The sequence below is a fragment of the Bradyrhizobium huanghuaihaiense genome (assembly GCF_025200885.1).
In the GTDB taxonomy this organism is placed as follows: domain Bacteria; phylum Pseudomonadota; class Alphaproteobacteria; order Rhizobiales; family Xanthobacteraceae; genus Bradyrhizobium; species Bradyrhizobium huanghuaihaiense.
In genome coordinates, this window is the sequence record NZ_CP104172.1 from 2,220,386 (window position 1) to 2,240,556 (window position 20,171).

Below are 20,171 nucleotides of genomic sequence, written 5' to 3' on the forward strand. Positions count from 1 at the left end.
CAGCAATCATGAGCACCATCAATCCGCCCGTCGTCTTCAGCCAGGACGAGCTCGGCTGGGTGTCGTGGATCGACCCGCTGCCCGAGGCCGAGCTGACCGAGCGGCATTTCGCCGGTCTCGTCGATCGTGCCCGCGCCAAGTCGGAATATTTTCGTCTCTTGGTGCGCGACCCTGAGGTCCTGGAGGCGCGTACCAAGACCGACAAGGACATCTTCTATAACGTTGCCGACGGCCTGCCGCGTGCCGAGCGCGAGCTCGCAGCCGCTGCGACCTCGCGCTACAACGGCTGCATCTATTGCGCCTCCGTGCATGCGCGTTTCGCCAGCACCTATTCCAAGCGCCGCGACGACGTGCAGCGCCTGCTCGACGAGGGTGTCGGCGCCGATCTCGGCGAGCGCTGGAATGCCGTGGTCAAGGCCTCCGTGGCGCTGGCCGAAACGCCGATCGCGTTCGGGCCTGACAATATCGCGGAGCTGCGCCGCGCCGGGCTCGACGACGCCGAGATTGTCGACGTCATCAACGGCGCCTCGTTCTTCAACTGGGCGAACCGGCTGATGCTGTCGCTCGGCGAGCTCTCGAAATAGGCAATCTCACCGGCACAAGAATTGCTGCCTGTAACAACTAAAGTGGATGGAGCCGTGCATGAGCAACATCGATCGTCGTACCCTGGTCAAGGGCTCGCTCGCCGCCATGATGGCGGGTACTACCTTCTCGCGCGCCGCCTTCGCGCAATCCTCCGAGCCGATCCTGCTCGGCGTCAGCGGCCCCCTGACGGGACCGAATGCGCAATATGGCACGCAGTGGAAGCAGGGCTTTGACCTCGCGCTCGACGAGATCACGGCTGCCGGCGGCGTCAACGGCCGCAAGCTCGCCTACCAGTTCGAGGACAGCCAGAGCGATCCGCGCCAGTCGGTGGCGATCGCCCAAAAGTTCGTTTCCAATCCCGCCATCGTGCTGGAGCTCGGCGATTTTTCCAGCCCCGCGTCGATGGCGGCTTCGCCGATCTACCAGCGCGCCGGCCTCGTGCAGTTCGGCTTCACCAATTCGCATCCTGATTTCACCAAGGGCGGCGACTTCATGTGGAGCACCTCGGTCAGCCAGGCCGACGAGCAGCCGCTGCTGGCGTCCTACGCGGTGAGGCGCCTCGGCCTGAAGAAGCTTGCTGTGCTGCACCTCAACACCGATTGGGGCCGCACCAGCCGCGACTACTTCGTCAACGCCGCCAAGGAGTATGGCGCGGAGATTGCGGTCACCGAAGGCTACATCGCGGAGGAGCGCGACTTCCGCTCCACCCTGGTGCGTGTGCGTGACGCCAATCCGGACGGTCTGATCCTGATCTCCTATTATTCCGACGGCGCATTGATCGCGCGCCAGGCGCGGCAGGTTGGATTGAAGCAGGTGATCTGCGCCGCCAGCTCGGTTTATTCGCCGAAGTTTCTGGAGCTCGGCGGCGAGGCGGTCGAGGACGTCCACGTCGGCACGCGCTACTTTCCGGAAGACCCGCGGCCGGAAGTGCAGAAGTTCATTTCCGGCTTCAAGAAGAAGTACAACGGGCTGGAGCCTGACGCCTTCAACGCCTACGCCTACGACGCGATGAACATGGCGGCTGCGGTGGTGAGGATCGGCGGCACCGATCGCAAGGCGATCCGCGACGCCTTCACCAAGGTCAAGGACATCCCGAGCGTCATCTTCGGCACGGCGACGTTCGACGTCGCGACCCGCCGCGTCAAGGGCGCCATGAACGCCGAGCTCGTCGTGCGCAAGGGCCAGTTCGCGCTCTGGGACGGCAAGCCGACCTGACCTGATGGCCGGACCAAAGCATGATCCGGAAAAGTGCGAAGCGGTTTTCCGGAGAGATCATGCGTAAAAACAAACTAAAGCGCGATGGTCTCATCGCGCTTTCGGGCTCCGGCCATTTCTTCTTGATTGGGACCTCAGCGTGTCTTCCTGGCTCGACTACACGATCAACGGGCTGATCGTCGGCAATGTCTACGCCCTCGTGGCGGTCGGGCTCGCGCTGATCTTCGGCGTCAGCCGGCTGATCAACTTCGCGCAAGGCTCGATCTATCTGGTCGGCGCCTATATCGGCTGGGTCGCGGTGGTGCAGCTGCACACGCCGCTGCCGCTCACCATCATCGTGGTCGCGGCGGCCGCGGCGGTGGTCGGCCTGATCATCGAGCGGTTCGGCCTGCGTCCGCTGCAGAACTCGGTGCGCATCGCGCCGCTGCTGGCGACGATCGGCATCAGCTTCGTGCTCGACCAGCTCGTCATGCTGACCTTCTCGCCCAATCCGCGTGCGCTGCCGAGCCAGCTGCCGGACGTGCGCTTTCAGGTCGGCGGCGGCACCATCGGTCCGCTCGATCTCTTGATCGCGAGCGTCGGCCTCACCAGTGCGCTGTTGCTGTTCGTATTCCTGCGCTATAGCAAGCTCGGCTGGGCGGTGCGTGCCGCTTCGCAGGACCGCGACGCCGCGATGCAGATGGGCGTCGACGTCAACCGCGTCAATCAGGCGGTGTTCGGCATCGCCGCCGCGCTCGGCGGCGTCTCCGGCATGCTGGTCGGCATGTACTACAACCAGATCGACACCGCGATGAGCCTGCAGGCGACGCTGAAGGGCGTCGTCGCCGAAGTCGTCGGCGGCGCCGGCAATGTGCCGGGCGCCGTGATCGGCAGCCTGCTGCTGGGGGTGGTCGAAAGCTACGGCGTCGCCGTGTTCGGCACCAGCTATCGCAACCTGTTCGCGTTCCTGCTGCTGGTCGTCGTGCTGGTGCTGCGGCCGAACGGCCTCTTCGCCAGCGCGCGGCAGGCGCCGCCCGAGCCGCTCACCGGCACCTTCATCGCGCCGAGCCGCCCCGTGCGCATTCCACGCTGGGCCCTGGCTGTCGCCGCCGCCGGCTTTGCGGTTCTTCCGTTTTTCCCGGTGTCCTTCTACGTGCTCCAGACCCTGATCAATGCCTGGCTGCTCGGCATGCTCGCGCTCAGCCTGACGCTGGTTGCGGGCACGGTGGGGCAGGTCTCGCTCGGACATGCCGCGCTGCTCGCGATCGGCGCCTATACGTCGGCGCTGCTGTCGCTGACGCTCTCCGTCCCTGTCGGCCTGGCCGTGATCGGCGGCGGCCTGATGAGCGCCGCGCTCGGCACGCTGCTGATCTCGCCGTCCTTCCGCCTGCGCGGGCATTATGTTTCGATCGCCACCCTCGCCATCGGCGAGATCGTCTCGCTGGTGATCCTGAACTGGGAGAGCGTCACGCGCGGTCCGATCGGCATCTCCGGCATCCCGCCGCTGTCGCTGTTCGGCTACGACCTGATCAGCCCATCCTCGATCTACTGGTTCAGCTTTGCGGTGATGGTCGTGCTGGCGCTGCTGCAAGGACGCCTGCTCGGCTCGCATCTCGGCCGTAGCTTCCGTGCCATCCGCGACGACGACATTGCCGCGCGCGCCTATGGCCTCAGCCTGAACCGCTACAAGTCGCTGGCCTTCATCTTCGGCGGCTTCGCCGCCGGCGTCAGCGGCGGCATCGCCGCGCATCTCTACTCCTACATCAACCACGAGACCTTCAACACGCAGCAATCGATCCTGGCACTGACGGTCGTGATCCTCGGCGGCCTCGGCAATGTCGTCGGCGCGATCGTCGGGGCGGTGGCGCTGGTCGGGCTGCCCGAAGTGTTCCGGATCGCGGCGGAGTATCGCATCCTGATCTACGGCATCGTGCTGCTCTTGCTGGTGCGGTTCAGGCCGCAGGGCCTGTTGGGGACGATCTGATGGCCGAGTACACGCCCATGCTGTCCCTGCGCGGCTTGACGCGCCGTTTCGGCGGCCTCACCGCCGTCGACGCCATCGATCTCGACCTCGCCAGGGGCGAGCTCATCAGCATCATCGGCCCCAACGGCGCCGGCAAGACGACGCTGTTCAATCTCGTGACCGGGCTCGACCGGCCGGATGCAGGTTCTGTGAGCTTCGAAGGCCAGGACATCACCGGCCTGTCGCCGGAACGGCTCGCGGCCCAAGGCATCGCGCGCACCTTCCAGCTCGGCCGCGTCTTCGGCAATCTCAGCGTCATGGACAATGTCCTGATCGGTGCCCACACGCGGCTGCGCGCGGTGAAGCCGGCGGTGCCGGTGATCGGCCCGCTGCTCGAACTGGGCCTGGCGCTGGTGCGCCCGGCCGGTGTCAAGGCGGAAGAGGAGCGGTTGCGCGAGGAGGTGAAGGCCATCCTCGCCCGCTTCGGCGAACGGCTGCTGCCGCGTATCGACCAGCCTGCCTATAGCCTGTCCTACGCCAACCGCCGCCGCGTCGAGATTGCGCGTGCGCTCGCGCTGAAGCCGCGCCTCTTGCTGCTCGACGAGCCGACCGCCGGCATGAACCCGACCGAGACTGCGGAGATGCAGGCCCTCGTCGCCGAGCTGAAGGCGGAGGGACTGACCATCCTCCTGATCGAGCACAAGCTGGAGATGGTGATGCGCCTGTCCGACCGTGTCATCGTCATGGACGAGGGCAAGAAGATCGCGGAAGGGCCGGGCGAAGAGGTACGAACCGATCCAAAGGTGATCGAGGCCTATCTCGGCCACGGGCTATCAGGGACGGCGGAGCAGGAGAGCGCGGCATGACGGCGAACGTCCCCGAAGCGCTGCTGGCGCTATCTGGCGTCAACACCTTCTACGGCCAGGCCCAGGTGCATTTCGACCTCTCGATCACGGTCGCCCGCGGCCACATCGTCTGCCTGCTCGGCGGCAATGCCAGCGGCAAGTCGACGACGATGAAGATCATTTTGGGGCTGGTGAAGCCGCGCTCGGGCGATGTGACCTTCGATGGTGCCTCGCTGATCGGCCTTTCCACGCCGCAGATCGTCCGCCGCGGCATCGCCTCGGTGCCGGAGGCACGGCGGCTGTTCGCGGACATGAGCGTCCGCGAGAACATCCTGATGGGCGCCTTCGTGCGCAACGACCGCGATGCCGTGGCGCAGGATCTCGACAAGATGCTGACGCTGTTCCCAAAACTCGGCCAGCGGCTGTCGCAGCGCGCAGGCTCCCTGTCCGGCGGCGAGCAGCAGATGGTGGCGATGGCGCGCGCGCTGATGAGCCGGCCCAGGATGATCGTGATGGACGAGCCGACCATGGGCCTGTCGCCGCTCTATGTCGATCGCGTGCTGGAGCTGATCCGCACCATCAACCAGGAAGGCGTGTCGGTGTTCATGGTCGAGCAGAACGCCAGCCTCGCGCTGGAGATCGCGCACGAAGCCTATGTGCTGCAGACCGGCAAGATCGTGCTGTCGGGCCCGGCGCGGGCGCTGAAGGACGATCCGCGGGTGCGCGACGCCTATCTCGGCGGCTCCGAGGCCGCCTAACGTTTCAAGCGGAAGCTGCGCTCTGCGCCGGCTCCGCCGGCAGATCGTCGCCATTGGGATCGCCGGGTGCGGTCGCCCAGGCCAATTCCACCAGCGTCACGATCCTGCGTCCGCCGCCGTCGAGCTGGACGACGATGAGACCTTGCTCCTCCATATAGCCGAGCAGGCGCTGCGCGCGGCGCAGCGAGTGCGAGCCATAGGCGCGCGCGATCGCGGCGTCGCCGGGGCAGGGCCAGCCTTCCTTGGCCGCGCGCGCGATCATCATGAACACGCCCTGCATGTCGTCGGGCAGGATCGAGGCGCGCAGCGACACGTCCTGCCAGGCGTCGTCTTCAGTGAGATCGGTACCGACGCCGGCGCGCGCATGCGTCAGCATGCGGCGGAATTCGTTGAGATCGGGCACGGCCGCCCCTAAGCCTTCGATGCGGCAACGGACCACGAATTCCTGATAGAGCACGCCGATGGCGCGGAAGCCGGCGTCGGGCTCGGCCAGTACGGCCCTGAGCGTGCGATCCACGCGCTCGCGCCGCTCGGCGAGTTCTTCGGCGCTGACGGGCAACTCGATGGGCTCCGCGCGTGCTTCCGGCACGGCAGCCGCCTTCGCAGCGCGGAGCTGCTCGAGCAGGTCGGGCGCAGGCCGGCGCTGCGGCCGGCTGGCATCGGGCGGCGGTGCGGCCAGGATCACGGCGCGCATATCTTCCGTCGTCGCCTCCGGCAGCGGCATCAGCCGCGGCGTGGAATTGCGCGGCTGGGTGTCGGTCGCGCCGATGTTCAGACGCAGCGGACGGCGCGACAGCGCAGGTCCCAGCGCCATGAACTGGCCGCGTTCGAGATCGCGAAAGGCCTCCGCCTGTCGCCGCTCCATGCCGAGCAGATCGGCGGCGCGCGCCATGTCGATGTCGAGAAAGGTCCGGCCCATCAGGAAGTTGGAGGCTTCCGCCGCGACGTTCTTGGCGAGCTTGGCGAGGCGCTGGGTCGCGATGATGCCGGCAAGGCCGCGTTTGCGGCCGCGGCACATCAAATTGGTCATGGCACCGAGCGAGAGCTTTCGCGCCTCGTCCGAGACTTCGCCCGCGACGGCCGGCGCGAACAGCTGCGCCTCGTCCACCACCACCAGCATCGGGTACCAATGATCGCGGTCGACGTCGAACATCCCGCCGAGAAAGGCTGCGGCGCGCCGCATCTGGTTCTCGGCATCCAGCCCTTCGAGATTGAGCACGGTGGACACGCGATGCAGCCGCGCGCGCTCGCCCGCAACCTGGAGGCCGCGCTCGGTGTGGTCCTCGGCGTCGATCACGAGATGGCCGAAGCGTTCGGCCAGCGTGACGAAATCGCCTTCGGGATCGATGATGGCCTGCTGCACCCAGGGCGCGCTCTGCTCCAGCAGCCGCCGCAGCAGATGCGACTTGCCGGAGCCCGAATTGCCCTGCACCAGGAGGCGGGTCGCCAGCAGTTCCTCGAGGTCCATGGCCGCCGCGGCGCCTGCCGTGGTCTGCCCCATCTCGATCGCAACCGTCATGTCCCCGACTCAAGTCCCCATCATCCGCGGACAGGGGCTTATCAATCCCGCCGCTGCGCGTCGAGCGCTGCAGCGCGAATCAGGCCGCGTTGCCCACGGCGGCGTTCAGGCGTGATTCGAGAGCCGCAGAAGTGCGGGCCGGTAGGGCGCCTGCGGGTCGTCGTCCTCGTTCTCTGGAATCGCGCACGAGCCGAATTCCTGCCTGATCCGCTCGATCTCGGCGATGCGCGCGTGCAGCCGTTGCAAATGTTCAGGCGACCGCGCCCGCCAGAACCGGAATGTGTCGGCCGTGAGCGGCAGGAACGCCGTTCCGAACAATGTCGGCTCGGGAACGACGGTGCGTCCGAGCAGCAGGAACCGCTCGGCGCCGGAGACGACAAGGGTTGCATAACCGCGATTTCCGATCCGCCTGATCCCGTTCAGCGACCATTCGGCGAGCTTGCTGAAATACGGCTCCTCGCGCCAGCGGTCGGGACAATCGTCATCGACGGTGACGTTGACGGCGTCCTGGCTGAAATGCACCACGATGCCCGACTTCGCCGGGAACCAGTCGTCGTCGAGATGGCCCTGCAGCCAGGCGCAGACGAACGACCGGCACATCTGCGGACGGCGCTCGTAGATCGTGCATCCGGTGCCGGCCTGCCAGTGCCGGCACAGCTGGTTCACCGGCTTGTCGACGCCGGCCACTTCGAGGATGTCGCAGCACGCGTTGCATGATCCGCATTGTCGGGCCAGCGGCGCCGCCTTCGGCAGGCCGGTCGCGCGAAAGCCCTGGCCGTCGCGGACCAGCAGCTTCTGCTTCTCCAGCGCGGTCAACGCACGTTCGATCTTGAGACGGGAGAGCCCGGTGGCGTCGATCAGGCCCTTCATCGTCGTCGCGCCCGCTTCCACCGCGCGGACGACGCTCAGCATCGCCTGGTCCATCGTCTTTTCTTGTGGTTGTCGGTGCGATCCCGGCCGCCGGCATCGCAGGCCGGGTGTCGGGAGAGGCGGCGGATTGCCGGTTGTGAAAGTAATGGCTTACTCCAAAAGCTATCTTTCTCCTTTTTGCCAAACAAACAAGCCGGGCCGGACACGCACGCATGCTGCACTTGCGCAAATGCGGGATCAGGCATGGCGGTCACGATCGCCTGCGATGTCGGTTGCAAACGCGAAACGCTGGCGGCCCGGCTCAATTCGCCTTCAAACGCTGCCATTTCGGCGCCGCGCAGCGCAAGCAGTGAAGGCGCGACACGCATTGTCGTCACGCAGTCGTGATATCGCGGTGCGTACGCTCGCGCCGCGCGAGGCGACACGTTTGCGTGATGAGGAGCGGCGGACCGGGACATCGCGCCGCGTTGCTGCTGCATCACACTGGGAACAGTCTGTCGTGGCACGACAGGGACACCCCATCATCGCATGACCCAGATCAAGGCCGGCCCGCGCGTTGCCTGCTAGCCGAGGGGATGAACTTCCTGACCTTCTTCACGGCGACCTGTTTCCTTCTCGCCATGCCGGGACCGACCAACACCTTGCTTGCGACATCGGGGGCAGGGATCGGTATCTCGCGCTCGCTCCATCTGCTCGCGGCGGAGCTGTGCGGCTATCTCGCCGCGATCGTGCTGCTCCGGCTGGCGCTTGGGCCCGTCGTGAGCGGCATCCCGCTCGCGGCTGTCGTGCTCCGCGTGGCGGTGACCGTCTACATCCTTGGCCTTGCCGTCATGCTCTGGCGCGTCAACGCGCGCGAGCTGCGCCGTGGCGCGGTGGTGACGTTCCGCCAGGTGCTGCTTACGACGCTCTTGAATCCGAAGGCGATGGTGTTCGCCTTCCTGCTGCTGCCGCTTCAGGCCGGGCTGATCGAGCTGCTGCCCCGGCTCGGTATGATCGCGTCTCTGATCGTCACGGCCGGCGCTGCGTGGGTGACGCTGGGTGCAACGCTCGGCCATGGTGCCCGTCGTCGCGGGCGGCCCGACCTGATCACGCGCACCGGCGCGGTCACGCTCGTCGCCGTGACCGGCCTGATCTGGCTTCAATCCTTCCTGAGCGCGTGAATGCCGGCGACGTCGGCAAGTGCGGACGCCGGTCCGCTACTGTGCGCCGGATCCGCCTTGCACGATCTTCTCGTTCAGCTTCAGGTCGACGGTCTCCACCGTGCGGTCGATCTCGGCATTGGGCACGCCGAGCTGATGCGAGATCAGCTTCACCAGGAGGTCGACGCGCTCGATGAAGGGCGCGCCGCTCGCGACCGCGCGCGCGGCCGATGACGGCTTGAGCAGGCTTTCGGCGGCCTTGGCGTATTTCGCGAACGGCACCTGGTCCTGCGGATCGGCGCCGAGGCGGCGGGCGAGGGCATCGACATGGTCGTAGATCGTCTGCGACCGTGCGAGGTCGCCATGCACGGCGTCGCGGATCGATTGCGGCTCGTTCGGGGTGATGCAGCGGTAATTGCCGGTGAGCAGCATCGACCATTTCGCCAGCGGCACGAACAGGGAATCGAACACCTTCAGCTTCACCGGCACGTCATGGCCGTCGAGCGTCACCGCGTCGATGTCGGCTTCGAGCTCGCGCAACAGCTTGTTGTGCTTCTCGTCCGCGAAGACCGATGCCTTGAAATTGGTGGGCAGGCCGACATGAAGCACGTTCGCGGCTTCCTCCGGCGGGCGGAAGGCCTGCGGGTCGGGCGAGCACAGCGTCACCAGCCCCGGCTCGAACCGCTCCCACACCTGCGCGTTGGTGTAGGCCTCCTCGAGGTCCATGTCGGCCAGCGCCGGAATCCGCTTCAGGTAGGGCAGTGGCGGCATGTTCATGATCGACAGGCACGGCAGCTTCGCCGCGGCGATCTTGACCATGAGGACGCGCACCGTGTGGTTGGTGTATTGCGGCTCCTGCATCGCCAGGCCAACCAGATCGTAACGGGAGAGATCGACGTTGGCCGGCGTCACGGCATCGAGCTTGCCGGGCAGGTTGCGCGAGAAGATTGCCCGGTGCACGGCCTCGTCGCGCAACTTGATGCGCACCTCGGTACCGTCGCGATTGATGAGCTCTGCAGTCTTGGCGCGGCAGACCAGGGTCACATTGTGCCCTGCCATCAGCAGCTTCGTGCCCAGCAGGGAGCCGTAGGAAGCCCCGAGAATCAGAATGTTACGCGCCATGTTTCGTCCCTTGGAGATGTCATGTGATTTTTGCGCCCGGCCATCGTCCGAGGGGGCGTTTGCCGGGCATGTAAAGCGAAGTGGCCGGCAATGGCAACTGGGATAATGCATACAAGGCGCCGGACGGCAGGGCGGGCAAGCCCCGGTCCCGCCGTGGCCACCGAAGCGCGGACGAATCGGCCCGGCGACGGCTGCAGATTCGCTCGTTGCTTGAAACAAGTTTATTCCCGGACGTTCGGAACGTTTGTATGCGAATGAGCGCGCTCAGGGAGCCGACTCGTCGATTTCCGGCACGTCGACAGTCAGAATTCCGGGCGAAGACGATCGTCAGCGACGAAGCGGCAATCGGCCGCATCCGTCATCGCTGCCGTGATTGGCGGCGCGCCGCATGCACCCATAAGAAGTTCATGAAACGCCGATACGGGTCATGCCTCTTCTGTCATCAAACGACATCCAAATTTTAGTCGTTAGCCGCAACAAAAAACTGCAAACGGAAGGCTGCAAAAATGGCAAAGTGGCGCGGGGCCATAACTGTAGATCAGCAACGGAGCTGAGACGTGACGATTGAGTTGGAGTCGGCGTGCAACTTGTGTTGAGACCGACTGATGGGGGCGGCACACCGTGTGGCCCAGTGCCCGCGCGAAGCGAAGACGAACTGAACATCGGATGGGATTTCGCTTCACCTAAGGCTCGATCCCGCGCGGGGGGTGCTCTGCCCCTGCGCGGAATGGCAGCGAAACACATCGACGAGGCCGACAGCATCAGCAGACGCAAGCGTGATGCACGCGACCAGGTACGCCTGGGATCGCATCGAGCAGGCGTGCACGGCGTTGCGCTGACGGCGCAGCCGGCAAGTCTGGCCAATCGCTGACGGCGCCGTTCGGGGAAAGAAATGGAAGGTCATTATTGGCCTCACGGCGCCAGCGATGGCGCCGGCGGAGGCCTGGTACGCTTGCGAAAGCGCGCGTCCGAATTCTTCGAAAGTCTGTCTGTCGCGGAGCTTGCGCGTGAGGCGCACAGGCATCTGTGGGTTTCAGACTGGTTGAGGCTCGCGGAAGACTATCGGAGCTCCGCCGAATCCGCGCGCGCAGATGGTGCCGGCCGGATCGCGCGCGAAGCATGGATGTGCGCGCTCATGGCGTTCGAAGTCGCGCGAAGCCTGTCGTCTCCGGGAGATCTGGCGAGCGCCGACTTCGCGGACAAGGTCGGTCTCAGCCTGAGAAGCTTCGCGGACGATGCGGTTCACGCGATCGAGCGCGTCGAGATTGACGGCTTCGATCAGGGCGCGTTGACCGGTTACTTCCTGCCGGCGCTCCGTCACGGGCCTTCCGCGCCCGCGGTCATCTGCGTCGCCGACGAGGACATCACCCTGGCCTCGATGGTGAGCAGGCTGTTGCCCGCCGCGCTGCGCCGGAACATGTCGCTTCTGCTCATCGATCCCGGCAATTCGCCTGTTCGTCGCCCGCTCAAACAGGAGCATATCCTCCAATGCTGGCTGGACTATCTGGAGGCTCGCCCGGATGTCGACGCGCAGCGGATCGCGATCTACGGCGAAGGGGCGGGCGCCAGTCATGCCTCCCGCCTCGTCCTCTCGGATCGCAGGATAGCCGCCGCCGTGTGCGACGGCGGCCTTTTGCGGCTGGTCACGCAGCGTGCATCGGTTCATTGGATGACAGGCGTTGAGCAGGTTGCCGCGGGCGAAGTCCCGATGCGTCCGCTGCCGTCGTCGCGCCGGATGGCCTGCCCGCTTCTCATGGTGGTCGGCAGCCGCTCGATGATGCGCGAGCAGGAGGCGCTCGAACTGCAAGCCGGCTATCGTCAGGCCGGAGCCGACTGCTCGGTCGTCGTGCCGAACCGCATCCCGTATCCTCTGGGCGAGGTCGAGAACTTCGTCACGGTGGATGACTTCATTTTCGAGTGGCTCGACGCCAAACTTGGAGCGGCCCGTCGCCTCGACCCCGTCACCTATCTCTAGCGCGTGAGCGGCATGACTGAGCCGCGGTCTTCTCGCGGCGAACGCGGCACAGTCATATGGGGACAACGGCCTGATGCGCGCCGAGGATTCTTTCCCATGCCGTCGCGCCTTGGCTGCGTCGGGAGGAGCCGCGGATCACGACACGTCGATGGCCAGCAGCCGTGCAGCGAGCCGGGCATTCTTGGCGATGGTCGCGAGCGCGGCATTCAGATCGGCAAGGGTCTTCTCGTCGAGCTCGTTGAACATGGTCGAATTCAGGGCGAGCTTCCGCTTGGACAGTTTTTCGATGTCCGTTGTCGCCTTTTCCGTCAGCGACATCAGAACGAAGCGGGCGTCGTCGGCCGCCGGCCGTCGCAACAGGAAGCCGCCCTTCTCGAGACTCTTGGTCTGGTTGGTTACGAAGGCGGGGTGGATCCGCAGCTTGTTCGCAATGTCGATTCCGGCGACGCCTCGTCCCTCGTCCAGCTCGGTGATGGCCATCAGGATCAGCCATTGCGGCTCGGTGATGCCCAGCAGTCCGGCCCAGCTGCTGTGGATGTCCTCCAGCTGCGAGTGGATTTCAACGATATTCCAGATGAAGTCCGTGATCGCCCGGTCGAGCTTCTTCTCGATCATGTGGCTTCCCCCCCTTGGCCTCGATCATTTTTCTTTTTGTCTTGATCGGTCTTGTACCGGGATATTGGCAAGCCGTCTCGCCTATCGTTGCGTGGAACACTTCATTTGGGAATCGTGCCGGCACTTAATACTTGCAGAAAACAATTAATTGAGTTACGTCTCTTTCACTCAGAATTTGCTGCTCTTGACCTCTGTCAACGGACGGCGATGTGAGACCTCCAAGAAAGCCCTCGGGATGCCCCCTGAGGGCTTTTTCTTTTATTTCAGTTGCTTGCACCGCGCCCCGCGTCTCCTGTTGCTTGCAGGCAACAGCCTTTTCCGAACTTGCGCTTCAGCAAATCAATGAATTGAGGCCATTGTTTTTATAAACTATATGTGAATCCACGACGGAGGGGGGGCACCTCGCTGTCGTTTCAGTCCGGACCTTCAGTGCGGACCTGAATTGAACGGAAATTGAGAGGGTCAAGCGGCCTCCACCGAGGAGCCGAGCCCCCTGAACCGACCTGGAGGTTTATCTAATGAAGTTGACGAAGACACTCTTTCTCGGCTCGGCAGCCGGCCTGATGGCCGTCTCCGGTGCGTTCGCAGCCGATCTCCCCGTGAAGGCCAAGGCGGTCGAATACGTGAAGGTCTGCTCGCTGTACGGCGCCGGCTTCTACTACATCCCGGGCACCGACACCTGCATCAAGCTCGGTGGTTACCTGCGCGCTGACGCCGTGCTGGGCTCCAACTCGGACTTCAACCCGAACCAGAGCGGTACTGCCGGTGCGCGCAACCGCCTGATGAACTACTACACCTTCCGCGCTCGTGAAGACCTGAACATCGACACGCGCACGGCCACCGAATACGGCGTGGTCCGTACCTTCTTCGACGGCGTGTTCACCTGGACGACCGGCAACTATACGCCCACCGGTTCGGCGACGGGTGCGACCCAGTACAGCGGTACGCTCGGTCTGAACGCTGCTGGCACCGGCCTCGTCGGCTCGGGCAGCGGCAACGTCAACGGCACCGACGGCAACACCTCGGCCGGTGCGCTCGGCGTGTACTACGCCTTCATCCAGTTCGCTGGCTTCACGATGGGTAAGGCCGTGTCGCAGTTCGACGCGCCCTGGACCAACTATCCCGGCAACATCACCGACAACCTCGTCGGCGGCAGCGGCACCGTGACCGGCGTCACCCAGTTCACCTACACGGCCGATTTCGGCCAGGGCGTGACGGCGTCGTTCTCGGCTGAAGATGCGACCGCGTACTATCAGGCCGGCAACCTCAACATGACCGGCGCGACCGCCTCCGGCATCCTCGGCGGCTCGTACGGCACCAACGCAATCGGCGGCTCGCGTTCGCCGAACCTCGTGGGTCAGGTGCGTGTCGACCAGGCCTGGGGCCTGTTCCAGGCGTCGGTGGCTGCGCATGACAACCACGTGGGCTATTACGGCGCGACCGAAACCACCGGCCACCCCGACGACAAGTGGGGCTGGGCGGTTCAGCTCGCTCTGTCGATCAAGAACATCCCGACCGGCGCGGGTGACACGATCAACATCCAGGGCGTCTACACCGACGGTGCGACCCGCTACAACTTCCAGAACCTGTCGGGCAGCAGCTACGCGCTGTTCGGTAGCTCGAGCACGGCCTACGGCAGCGTCGGCTTCGCCAACGCTCCTGACACGGTCTTCGTGACCGGCAGCTCGCAGGAAACCGTCAAGACCTGGGGCTTCCGCGGCGCCTACACCCATAACTGGGATCCCTACTGGAACTCGGCGCTCTACGGTGCCTACGCTCAGGCCCAGTTCGGCACGCTGGCCAAGACCTCGATCTGCGGCGCCGGTGGTGCTGGCGGCACGTTCGGCAGCCTGGCTGGTGTCACCTCGTGTAACCCGGACTTCGCGATCGGCCAGCTCGGTATCGTCACCCGCTGGACCCCGGTCAAGAATCTGACCTTCTCGGCCGACCTCTCCTGGACCCACCTCGACCAGAAGTATTCTGGCGTGGTTGCCATCGCGCCGTCCAGCACGACCGCCAAGCCGGCCGCGACCTACGAGCTGAAGGATCAGGACTCGATCGCGATGATCCTCCGCGCTCAGCGCAACTGGTAAGATCTGTCGAAAGATCTGAAAGAGTACCCGGCGGGAAACCGCCGGGTGTTTTTTGTTGTGCAGATGCGGCCGGGAGCGCCGAAGTCCCGTAGCCCGGGTGAGCGCAGCGATACCCGGGAATTCTCGCGAAGGTCCCGGATGTCGCTGCGCTCATCCGGGCTACGGGACGCTGGTTGACCCGACGGGCAAAACACCCGCCCGGCTGTCAATCCGCCCGCGCAAAAATATTCCGCTTTACCGAAATTCGGAAATATCGTATGTGTCGCCCATCCCGGCTCATCCTTGAGGGGCGATCATGTGGTCGTCATTTTCGCGAGTCGGGCTTGCGGTGGACGCGGCAGCGTCGGGCGCGAATGGCCAAGGGCAGGGCGGATTGCTCTCCGTGAGCCCAAGGCTTCGCGCGGACGGACGGCGCTGACAGGTTCGTCTCGTCTGTAAGTTTGCGGCTCCGTCGACGGAGTTGCGAAAACTGCGGCGAAATGGCGGGCCGTGCGTACGGCTAAACCGTGTGGTCCTGGCCGTCGTTGCTACGGTCAAACTCTTGCGGATGCGGCGTCGCGTCAACCGGCGCGGTGCTGGTGAATTCCGTGAGCGTGAGGGAGGCCAGAAGGAATTCGGCTCCCGGGAGAGCGCGGCATAAGCCGTCCGACCATCGCGCAGGGAAGGCCGAGTGATTGGCTACACCTGTATGCTGCTGTGCGGTTTCTCTGCGTGTCCCATTCGCGCAGCGGACCGCGGGTGCCAGCCGGCACCCGGCCTTTCCTGCGCCCTCTTGGACAAGAGGACGGAGCGACGACGCAAAGCTCGGGCGAAATCAGCCGCGAGGATGCGAAGGCGTGTCTGCAATTGGAAATGCGAGCGGAAAGAGCGACGCTGCTGCCTCATACTCCGTCATTGCGAGCGCAGCGGAGCGATCCAGAATCCCTCCGCGGAAAGACTCTGGATTGCTTCGCTGCGCTCGCAATGACGATGATGAAGCGAGTCGCCCGGAAATTGCGCGCGCCTCAGCCCTGGCTTGCCACGCGCGCGCGATCGAGATGCTCCTCGATCTTGGGGCGGTCGCGGGTGCGCTCGAAGCTGGTGCAGAGCAGCTCGGTCTCCTCGAGCGAAACAGGGGCGCGATACAACCGGCACATGAACTCGGCGGTTGTACGTCCCTTTGCCGCGGCTGGTCCGAGGCCTGGGCTGCGTTCGGCGAGAAACATGCAGTCCCTGCAGATGCTGGCGTCGAGTCGCTGATGAGCGGCGTCGAGATGATTGAGGATCTCCCGCAGCGAGTCGCGCAAGCGGATGCACTCGTCGGTCCCGAGCGCCGTGACCGCATTCACCACGTGGTTGATCGGATCGTGCTGGCTCAGGCACTTCTCGCCCTGCGCGGTGACATGGAGCACCACGGAGCGCTTGTCCTCATGCGAGGGCTTGCGCACCAGGAAGGACTTGCTCTCCAGCGTCTTCACGATCTGCGATGCCGTCGCCCTGGTGGCGCCGATGAAGCCGGCGAGCGCGGACGGTGTGCGCGAAAACCTGTTGGCGCGTCCGAGAAACCGCAGCGCCATCCATTCCCGATCGCGCAATCCATGCTGATTGCCTTCGAAATACCAAGCCCGCGCCGCCTGGACCAGCAGCTCGACGGCTTCTCTTGCCAATGGCATGGATTCCTACCTCGCCCCCGGAACTTCGTCTGCGGCGTCCCGAAGCCGCCTTGCGCCCTGGCTCGCGAATCCTTCGAGGAACGTCAGACCTCTGGAGGCGTCCGATGAGCACGTGGTGCCCGGCCTCCGCTCGATGGCAGAGACTGCAATGCGCCCGATACGGACCAGTGAGCGAGGTGCAGTCCGGAGCGCGAGGCTACGTTGCCGATGGCATGCCAATCGCGTCGTCGCACGGGAGCCCGGGTTGCCGTCACCAGCGGATGATGGATCGGAGTTGTTCAACCGAAGCCCCTGAAGTTCAGTCACACGCACACGTTTCTTATCTTCCGCCGAAACGATGAATGAGCTTCTCAACAAAATCAAGTAGAGACGCTCTCGGAGACTGGATGTCGTCGCAGGCGAATGTAACGTTCAAGACAATCTCGCTCTCAGGAACACATGATGGTGAACGCAATACGCTGTCCCGCGCGCAACATGCGCGCAACTATACGACGGTTTGATTGCACAGCATGTTGATGTCTGCCGTTGATGCAGGTTGATCGAAGCTTGTGCATGACAAAGGCGATCTGTGTTGATGAATCATCCACAACTTGTGCGATCTGCGGGAGAATTGCCCGAGGGAACCCGAAGGAATTGCACGCGGCAGTTGTTGTGGGCGCGATTCGGAGAATCGACGATTCGCTTCGCCTGCCCTTGCGGCCGCCCATGCTCCTCCAAACGGTTGAAGCGCTCATGAGAGGAAGGGCGGCAGCATGGGGTGTGCATGCGTCGACAGCGTGGCGGCATGCGTGAACGGCTGTCGGGATCGTGAGCAAGGCGAAATCGCGGGCGCCGCGCGCCCCGTCCCGGCCTGCTAAGCCATGGTCCGGCCCCGGAGGGCGGCGTTAGCGCAAGATACGAAGCGGTTGTCCGGAAAGATCATGCGTAAACAACAGCCTAGAGCGCGATGACGATTCATCCGAATCTCATCGCGCGTCAGTCGCCCTTGAGCATGTCCCGGAGTTCGCGGAACGGGTCGGCGCTCGGCGGCGCGGAGGCGTCCTGCCGCATCGCGCTGTAGATTCGCGGAACCATGTCGACCGCCTGGTCGAGGCCCGAATCGCGTCCGGGCTGGTATCCGCCCATCAGGCGCAGGTCGCGGGTGTCCTCGTATTTGGCGATCATGGTGCGCAGCTTGCTCACCAATTCGCGTTCCTCGGGGTCCCAGACGTTGTGGGCGAGGCGGGAGACCGAGGCGAGGACGTCCACGGCCGGATAGCGGGCCTGATCGGCGATGTGCCTGGAGAGCACGATGTGCCCGTCGAGCGTGCTGCGGATGGTGTCGGCGATCGGCTCGTTGTGGTCGTCGCCGTCGACCAGCACGGAGAAGATGCCGGTGATCGTGCCGGATCCCTCCTCGCCGGGGCCGGCGCGCTCCAGGAGGCGCGGCAGGTCGGTGAAGACCGTCGGTGCGTAGCCGCGCGCCACCGCGGGCTCGCCGGCGGCGAGCGCGACCTCGCGCGCCGCGTGGGCGAAGCGGGTGATCGAATCGACCATGAGCAGGACCGATTCGCCGCGGTCGCGGAAATATTCGGCAACCGCCATGGCCGTCTTCGGCGCCAGTCGCCGCATCATCGGGCTTTCATCCCCCGTCGACACGATGGTGACGGCGCGGCTGCGGTTATTGCCGAGCACGTCCTCGATGAATTCGCGCACCTCGCGGCCGCGCTCGCCGACCAGGGCCAGCACGACGGTGTCAAAACCCTGGCTGCGGGCGAGCATGGCGAGCAGCGTCGATTTGCCGACGCCGGAGCCGGCGAAGATGCCGACGCGCTGGCCGGCGCAGATCGGGGAAAACAGGTCGATGACGCGTACGCCGGTGCGCAGCGGCTTGTGGACGCGCGCGCGCTTCATGGCCGACGGCGCCTCGGCCTCCGCCGAGACGGCACGCGATCCCGGCGTGAGCGGACCCTGTCCGTCCAAGGGGGCGCCGAGCGCATTGATGACGCGGCCCTTCCAGCTCGGATCGGGCGCGAAGGACAGCGGCGGCATCCGATAGGCGACCGAGCCGAGGCCGCCACCGAACTGCCGGTCGAACGGCTTGGCGATGATGCCGTCGCTGTCGATCCGGACCACTTCGCCGATCTGGGGCTTGCCGCCGGAATTGACGCCGATCAGCTCACCCAGCCTGACGAAGCGCGACAGGCCGGAGACACGGAAATGCGTCGGTGCGATCTCGGAGATCGCGCCGCTGACGCTGGCCAGGGGAGTGCTCTGCTGAAGCTCCAGCAGCGCCCACTCGAGTTGCCGAAGAGCGTTCAAGGAAACCGTCCACCCTCATTGCGCACGCGGCGCAGTCTACTTGCAAGTCTATTTGCCCGGCTCGCCCAGCGTCCGGATTGCGTTCTGCAGCGAGCTCTCGGTGCCCTCGATCATCGAATTGGTGCCGTCGAAGGCGCGCGAGGCGGCCATCAGCTTGGTCAATTCCATCATCGGATTGGCGCCGGACCCCTCGACATAGCCCTGCTTGAAGCCGTCGCGGGAGAAATCGGCGATCGCGGTCGCAGGCCGGTCGGGCGTGACACCGGAATTGCCGTAGCGCTCGAGATTGGCGTCGGCGGGAATGTTGAACAGGCCGATGGTGCCGATCTCGTTGTTGTCCTGGGTGATCGCGCCGCTGCGCGAGATCGAGACCGGTCCGCCGTTCGGGTCGAGCGTGATCTGCGCGCCGCCGGCATCGACGACGGGGAAGCCGGACACCGTCTGAAGGTCGCCGTTGGCGGCGATCTGGAGGCGGCCGTCACGCGTATAGACCGTGCCGTTCGGACCGGCGAAGGCGAGCCAGCCCTGTCCCACCACGGCGACGTCGAGCGGATTGCCGCTCTCGGTGATGTTGCCTTGCTCGCGCGAGATGATGTTGTCGCCGGGCGAGGAGAAGGCGACCGGGTTCGCGCCGGCCTTGGACAGCACGGTCTCGAACTTCACCACGTCGGTGCGGAATGCCGCCGTGTTGACGTTGGCGACGTTGTTGGCGATCGTCTGGAGGCGCTTTTCGAGGGCGACCTGCGCCGACAATCCCACATAGAGAGCGGATTGCATGACTTACCTGTTGAACTTGATGTTCTGAAGCGTCGTGAGCACGTTGGTATCCATGCTGACCGACGTCGCTGCGCCGGCGATCAGGACCAGCGCGGGATTGGTCGAGGTGTCGCTCTGGGCCTGGGTCGCATCCCACATCGCCGCGAAGCGCTGCACGAATTTGGTGACCTTGGTCGGGTCCTGGAAATCGGTGAGATCGATCTTGTCCGTGATCATCTTGGCCTGGACATCGATATCGGACGAGCTGATCGTCGCCGGCCAGCCCATCGCGGTCTGCACCACCTGCGTCAGCGCCTTGTCGGCGAGGATCTGGTAGGCGTTGGTGATCGTGGAGGCCTTGCGGGTGAAATAGAGCGCCAGCCGCAGACCTTCGTTCTGGTCGCCGGCCTTCTCCTCCATCGTCTGCGTGACGTATTGGGTCGCCGTACCGGTCGTGGCTGCCGCGGCCTGGGTCGCCTGGTCGCCGAGCGCGGCAAAGTTGAAGGCGGTCGCAAACTGCCGGTAGCGGGTGTCGGTGAGCTTGTTGGCGAAGGCGTCCTTGTCCGAGACCCCCTCGGTCAGCACCTTGCGCATGAACGCCTTGGCATAGGTCATGTCGCTGAGGCCGTAGGCCTTCATCGCATAGCTGTAGAGGCGGTAGTCCTTCAGGAAGTCGTCGATCGTCTTCACATTGCCGATATGGCTAAGAAAATAATCAGTCTCGCGGCTGACGTCGGGCTCCTGCGCGACCTGGGTCATCGACTTGCCCAGGTCCTTGGTCAGT

The 20,171-nt window shown here is 65.0% G+C and carries 17 protein-coding genes; 8 read left to right on the top strand and 9 right to left on the bottom strand.

The window, feature by feature from the left end:
* The first annotated feature begins 8 nt into the window (after nucleotides 1-8).
* From N2603_RS10505 to N2603_RS10525, 5 genes are all read left to right on the top strand, one after another.
* A complete protein-coding gene (locus N2603_RS10505; RefSeq protein WP_260388676.1) occupies nucleotides 9-584 on the top strand; it encodes an alkylhydroperoxidase domain protein in 576 nt (191 codons plus the stop codon).
* A 58-nt stretch (nucleotides 585-642) separates the two neighbouring features.
* On the top strand, nucleotides 643-1,800 hold the full coding sequence (locus N2603_RS10510; protein WP_260388677.1) for an ABC transporter substrate-binding protein: 1,158 nt from the start codon (nucleotides 643-645) through the stop codon (nucleotides 1,798-1,800).
* 139 nt (nucleotides 1,801-1,939) lie between these two features.
* Nucleotides 1,940-3,763: an ABC transporter permease gene (locus tag N2603_RS10515; RefSeq protein WP_260388678.1), complete on the top strand. Its 1,824-nt coding sequence runs from the start codon at nucleotides 1,940-1,942 to the stop codon at nucleotides 3,761-3,763.
* A complete protein-coding gene (locus N2603_RS10520; protein WP_260388679.1) occupies nucleotides 3,763-4,608 on the top strand; it encodes an ABC transporter ATP-binding protein in 846 nt (281 codons plus the stop codon). Before N2603_RS10515 ends, N2603_RS10520 begins: the two co-directional genes overlap by 1 nt.
* Nucleotides 4,605-5,345 carry an ABC transporter ATP-binding protein gene (locus tag N2603_RS10525; RefSeq protein ID WP_260388680.1) on the top strand — a complete coding sequence of 247 codons (741 nt, stop codon included), beginning with the start codon at nucleotides 4,605-4,607 and terminating at the stop codon, nucleotides 5,343-5,345. Before N2603_RS10520 ends, N2603_RS10525 begins: the two co-directional genes overlap by 4 nt.
* A gap of 4 nt (nucleotides 5,346-5,349) precedes the next feature.
* On the opposite strand, the gene N2603_RS10530 is transcribed toward N2603_RS10525, so the two are convergent.
* The 3 genes from N2603_RS10530 to N2603_RS10540 all read right to left on the bottom strand — a co-directional run bounded on the left by N2603_RS10530 (nucleotide 5,350) and on the right by N2603_RS10540 (nucleotide 8,102).
* Nucleotides 5,350-6,864 carry a helicase HerA domain-containing protein gene (locus N2603_RS10530; RefSeq protein WP_260388681.1) on the bottom strand — a complete coding sequence of 505 codons (1,515 nt, stop codon included), beginning with the start codon at nucleotides 6,862-6,864 and terminating at the stop codon, nucleotides 5,350-5,352.
* Between the two features lie 105 nt (nucleotides 6,865-6,969).
* Complete coding sequence (locus N2603_RS10535) at nucleotides 6,970-7,788, bottom strand: CxxCxxCC domain-containing protein (protein WP_260388682.1); 819 nt, start codon at nucleotides 7,786-7,788, stop codon at nucleotides 6,970-6,972.
* Complete coding sequence (locus N2603_RS10540) at nucleotides 7,770-8,102, bottom strand: hypothetical protein (RefSeq protein ID WP_260388683.1); 333 nt, start codon at nucleotides 8,100-8,102, stop codon at nucleotides 7,770-7,772. Before N2603_RS10540 ends, N2603_RS10535 begins: the two co-directional genes overlap by 19 nt.
* Nucleotides 8,103-8,309: 207 nt before the next feature.
* On the opposite strand from N2603_RS10540, the gene N2603_RS10545 reads away from it, so the two are divergent.
* A complete protein-coding gene (locus N2603_RS10545; RefSeq protein WP_026311735.1) occupies nucleotides 8,310-8,894 on the top strand; it encodes a LysE family translocator in 585 nt (194 codons plus the stop codon).
* 36 nt (nucleotides 8,895-8,930) lie between these two features.
* Here N2603_RS10545 and N2603_RS10550 read toward each other — a convergent pair whose 3' ends face one another.
* Complete coding sequence (locus tag N2603_RS10550) at nucleotides 8,931-9,995, bottom strand: ketopantoate reductase family protein (RefSeq protein ID WP_260388684.1); 1,065 nt, start codon at nucleotides 9,993-9,995, stop codon at nucleotides 8,931-8,933.
* An 892-nt stretch (nucleotides 9,996-10,887) separates the two neighbouring features.
* Here N2603_RS10550 and N2603_RS10555 point away from each other — a divergent pair.
* A complete protein-coding gene (locus N2603_RS10555; protein ID WP_260388685.1) occupies nucleotides 10,888-11,970 on the top strand; it encodes an alpha/beta hydrolase family protein in 1,083 nt (360 codons plus the stop codon).
* Nucleotides 11,971-12,105: 135 nt separating this feature from the next.
* Here N2603_RS10555 and N2603_RS10560 read toward each other — a convergent pair whose 3' ends face one another.
* Nucleotides 12,106-12,585 carry a MarR family winged helix-turn-helix transcriptional regulator gene (locus N2603_RS10560; protein WP_018641274.1) on the bottom strand — a complete coding sequence of 160 codons (480 nt, stop codon included), beginning with the start codon at nucleotides 12,583-12,585 and terminating at the stop codon, nucleotides 12,106-12,108.
* A gap of 518 nt (nucleotides 12,586-13,103) precedes the next feature.
* On the opposite strand from N2603_RS10560, the gene N2603_RS10565 reads away from it, so the two are divergent.
* Nucleotides 13,104-14,678 carry a porin gene (locus tag N2603_RS10565; protein WP_018641273.1) on the top strand — a complete coding sequence of 525 codons (1,575 nt, stop codon included), beginning with the start codon at nucleotides 13,104-13,106 and terminating at the stop codon, nucleotides 14,676-14,678.
* Between the two features lie 1,004 nt (nucleotides 14,679-15,682).
* Here the strand turns inward: N2603_RS10565 and N2603_RS10570 are convergent.
* From N2603_RS10570 to N2603_RS10585, 4 genes are all read right to left on the bottom strand, one after another.
* Nucleotides 15,683-16,330: a MarR family winged helix-turn-helix transcriptional regulator gene (locus N2603_RS10570; RefSeq protein ID WP_018641272.1), complete on the bottom strand. Its 648-nt coding sequence runs from the start codon at nucleotides 16,328-16,330 to the stop codon at nucleotides 15,683-15,685.
* Nucleotides 16,331-17,305: 975 nt separating this feature from the next.
* Nucleotides 17,306-18,631 (bottom strand): flagellar protein export ATPase FliI, encoded by a 1,326-nt coding sequence (fliI, locus tag N2603_RS10575; RefSeq protein WP_018641271.1) that lies wholly within the window; start codon nucleotides 18,629-18,631, stop codon nucleotides 17,306-17,308.
* A gap of 48 nt (nucleotides 18,632-18,679) precedes the next feature.
* The gene (gene flgF / locus N2603_RS10580; RefSeq protein ID WP_018641270.1) at nucleotides 18,680-19,408 is read right to left on the bottom strand and encodes a flagellar basal-body rod protein FlgF; all 729 of its coding nucleotides are present in this window, start codon (nucleotides 19,406-19,408) and stop codon (nucleotides 18,680-18,682) included.
* A 3-nt stretch (nucleotides 19,409-19,411) separates the two neighbouring features.
* Nucleotides 19,412-20,146, bottom strand: coding sequence for a DUF1217 domain-containing protein (locus N2603_RS10585; RefSeq protein ID WP_425249003.1), 735 nt, complete (start codon nucleotides 20,144-20,146; stop codon nucleotides 19,412-19,414).
* Nucleotides 20,147-20,171 lie beyond the last annotated feature (25 nt).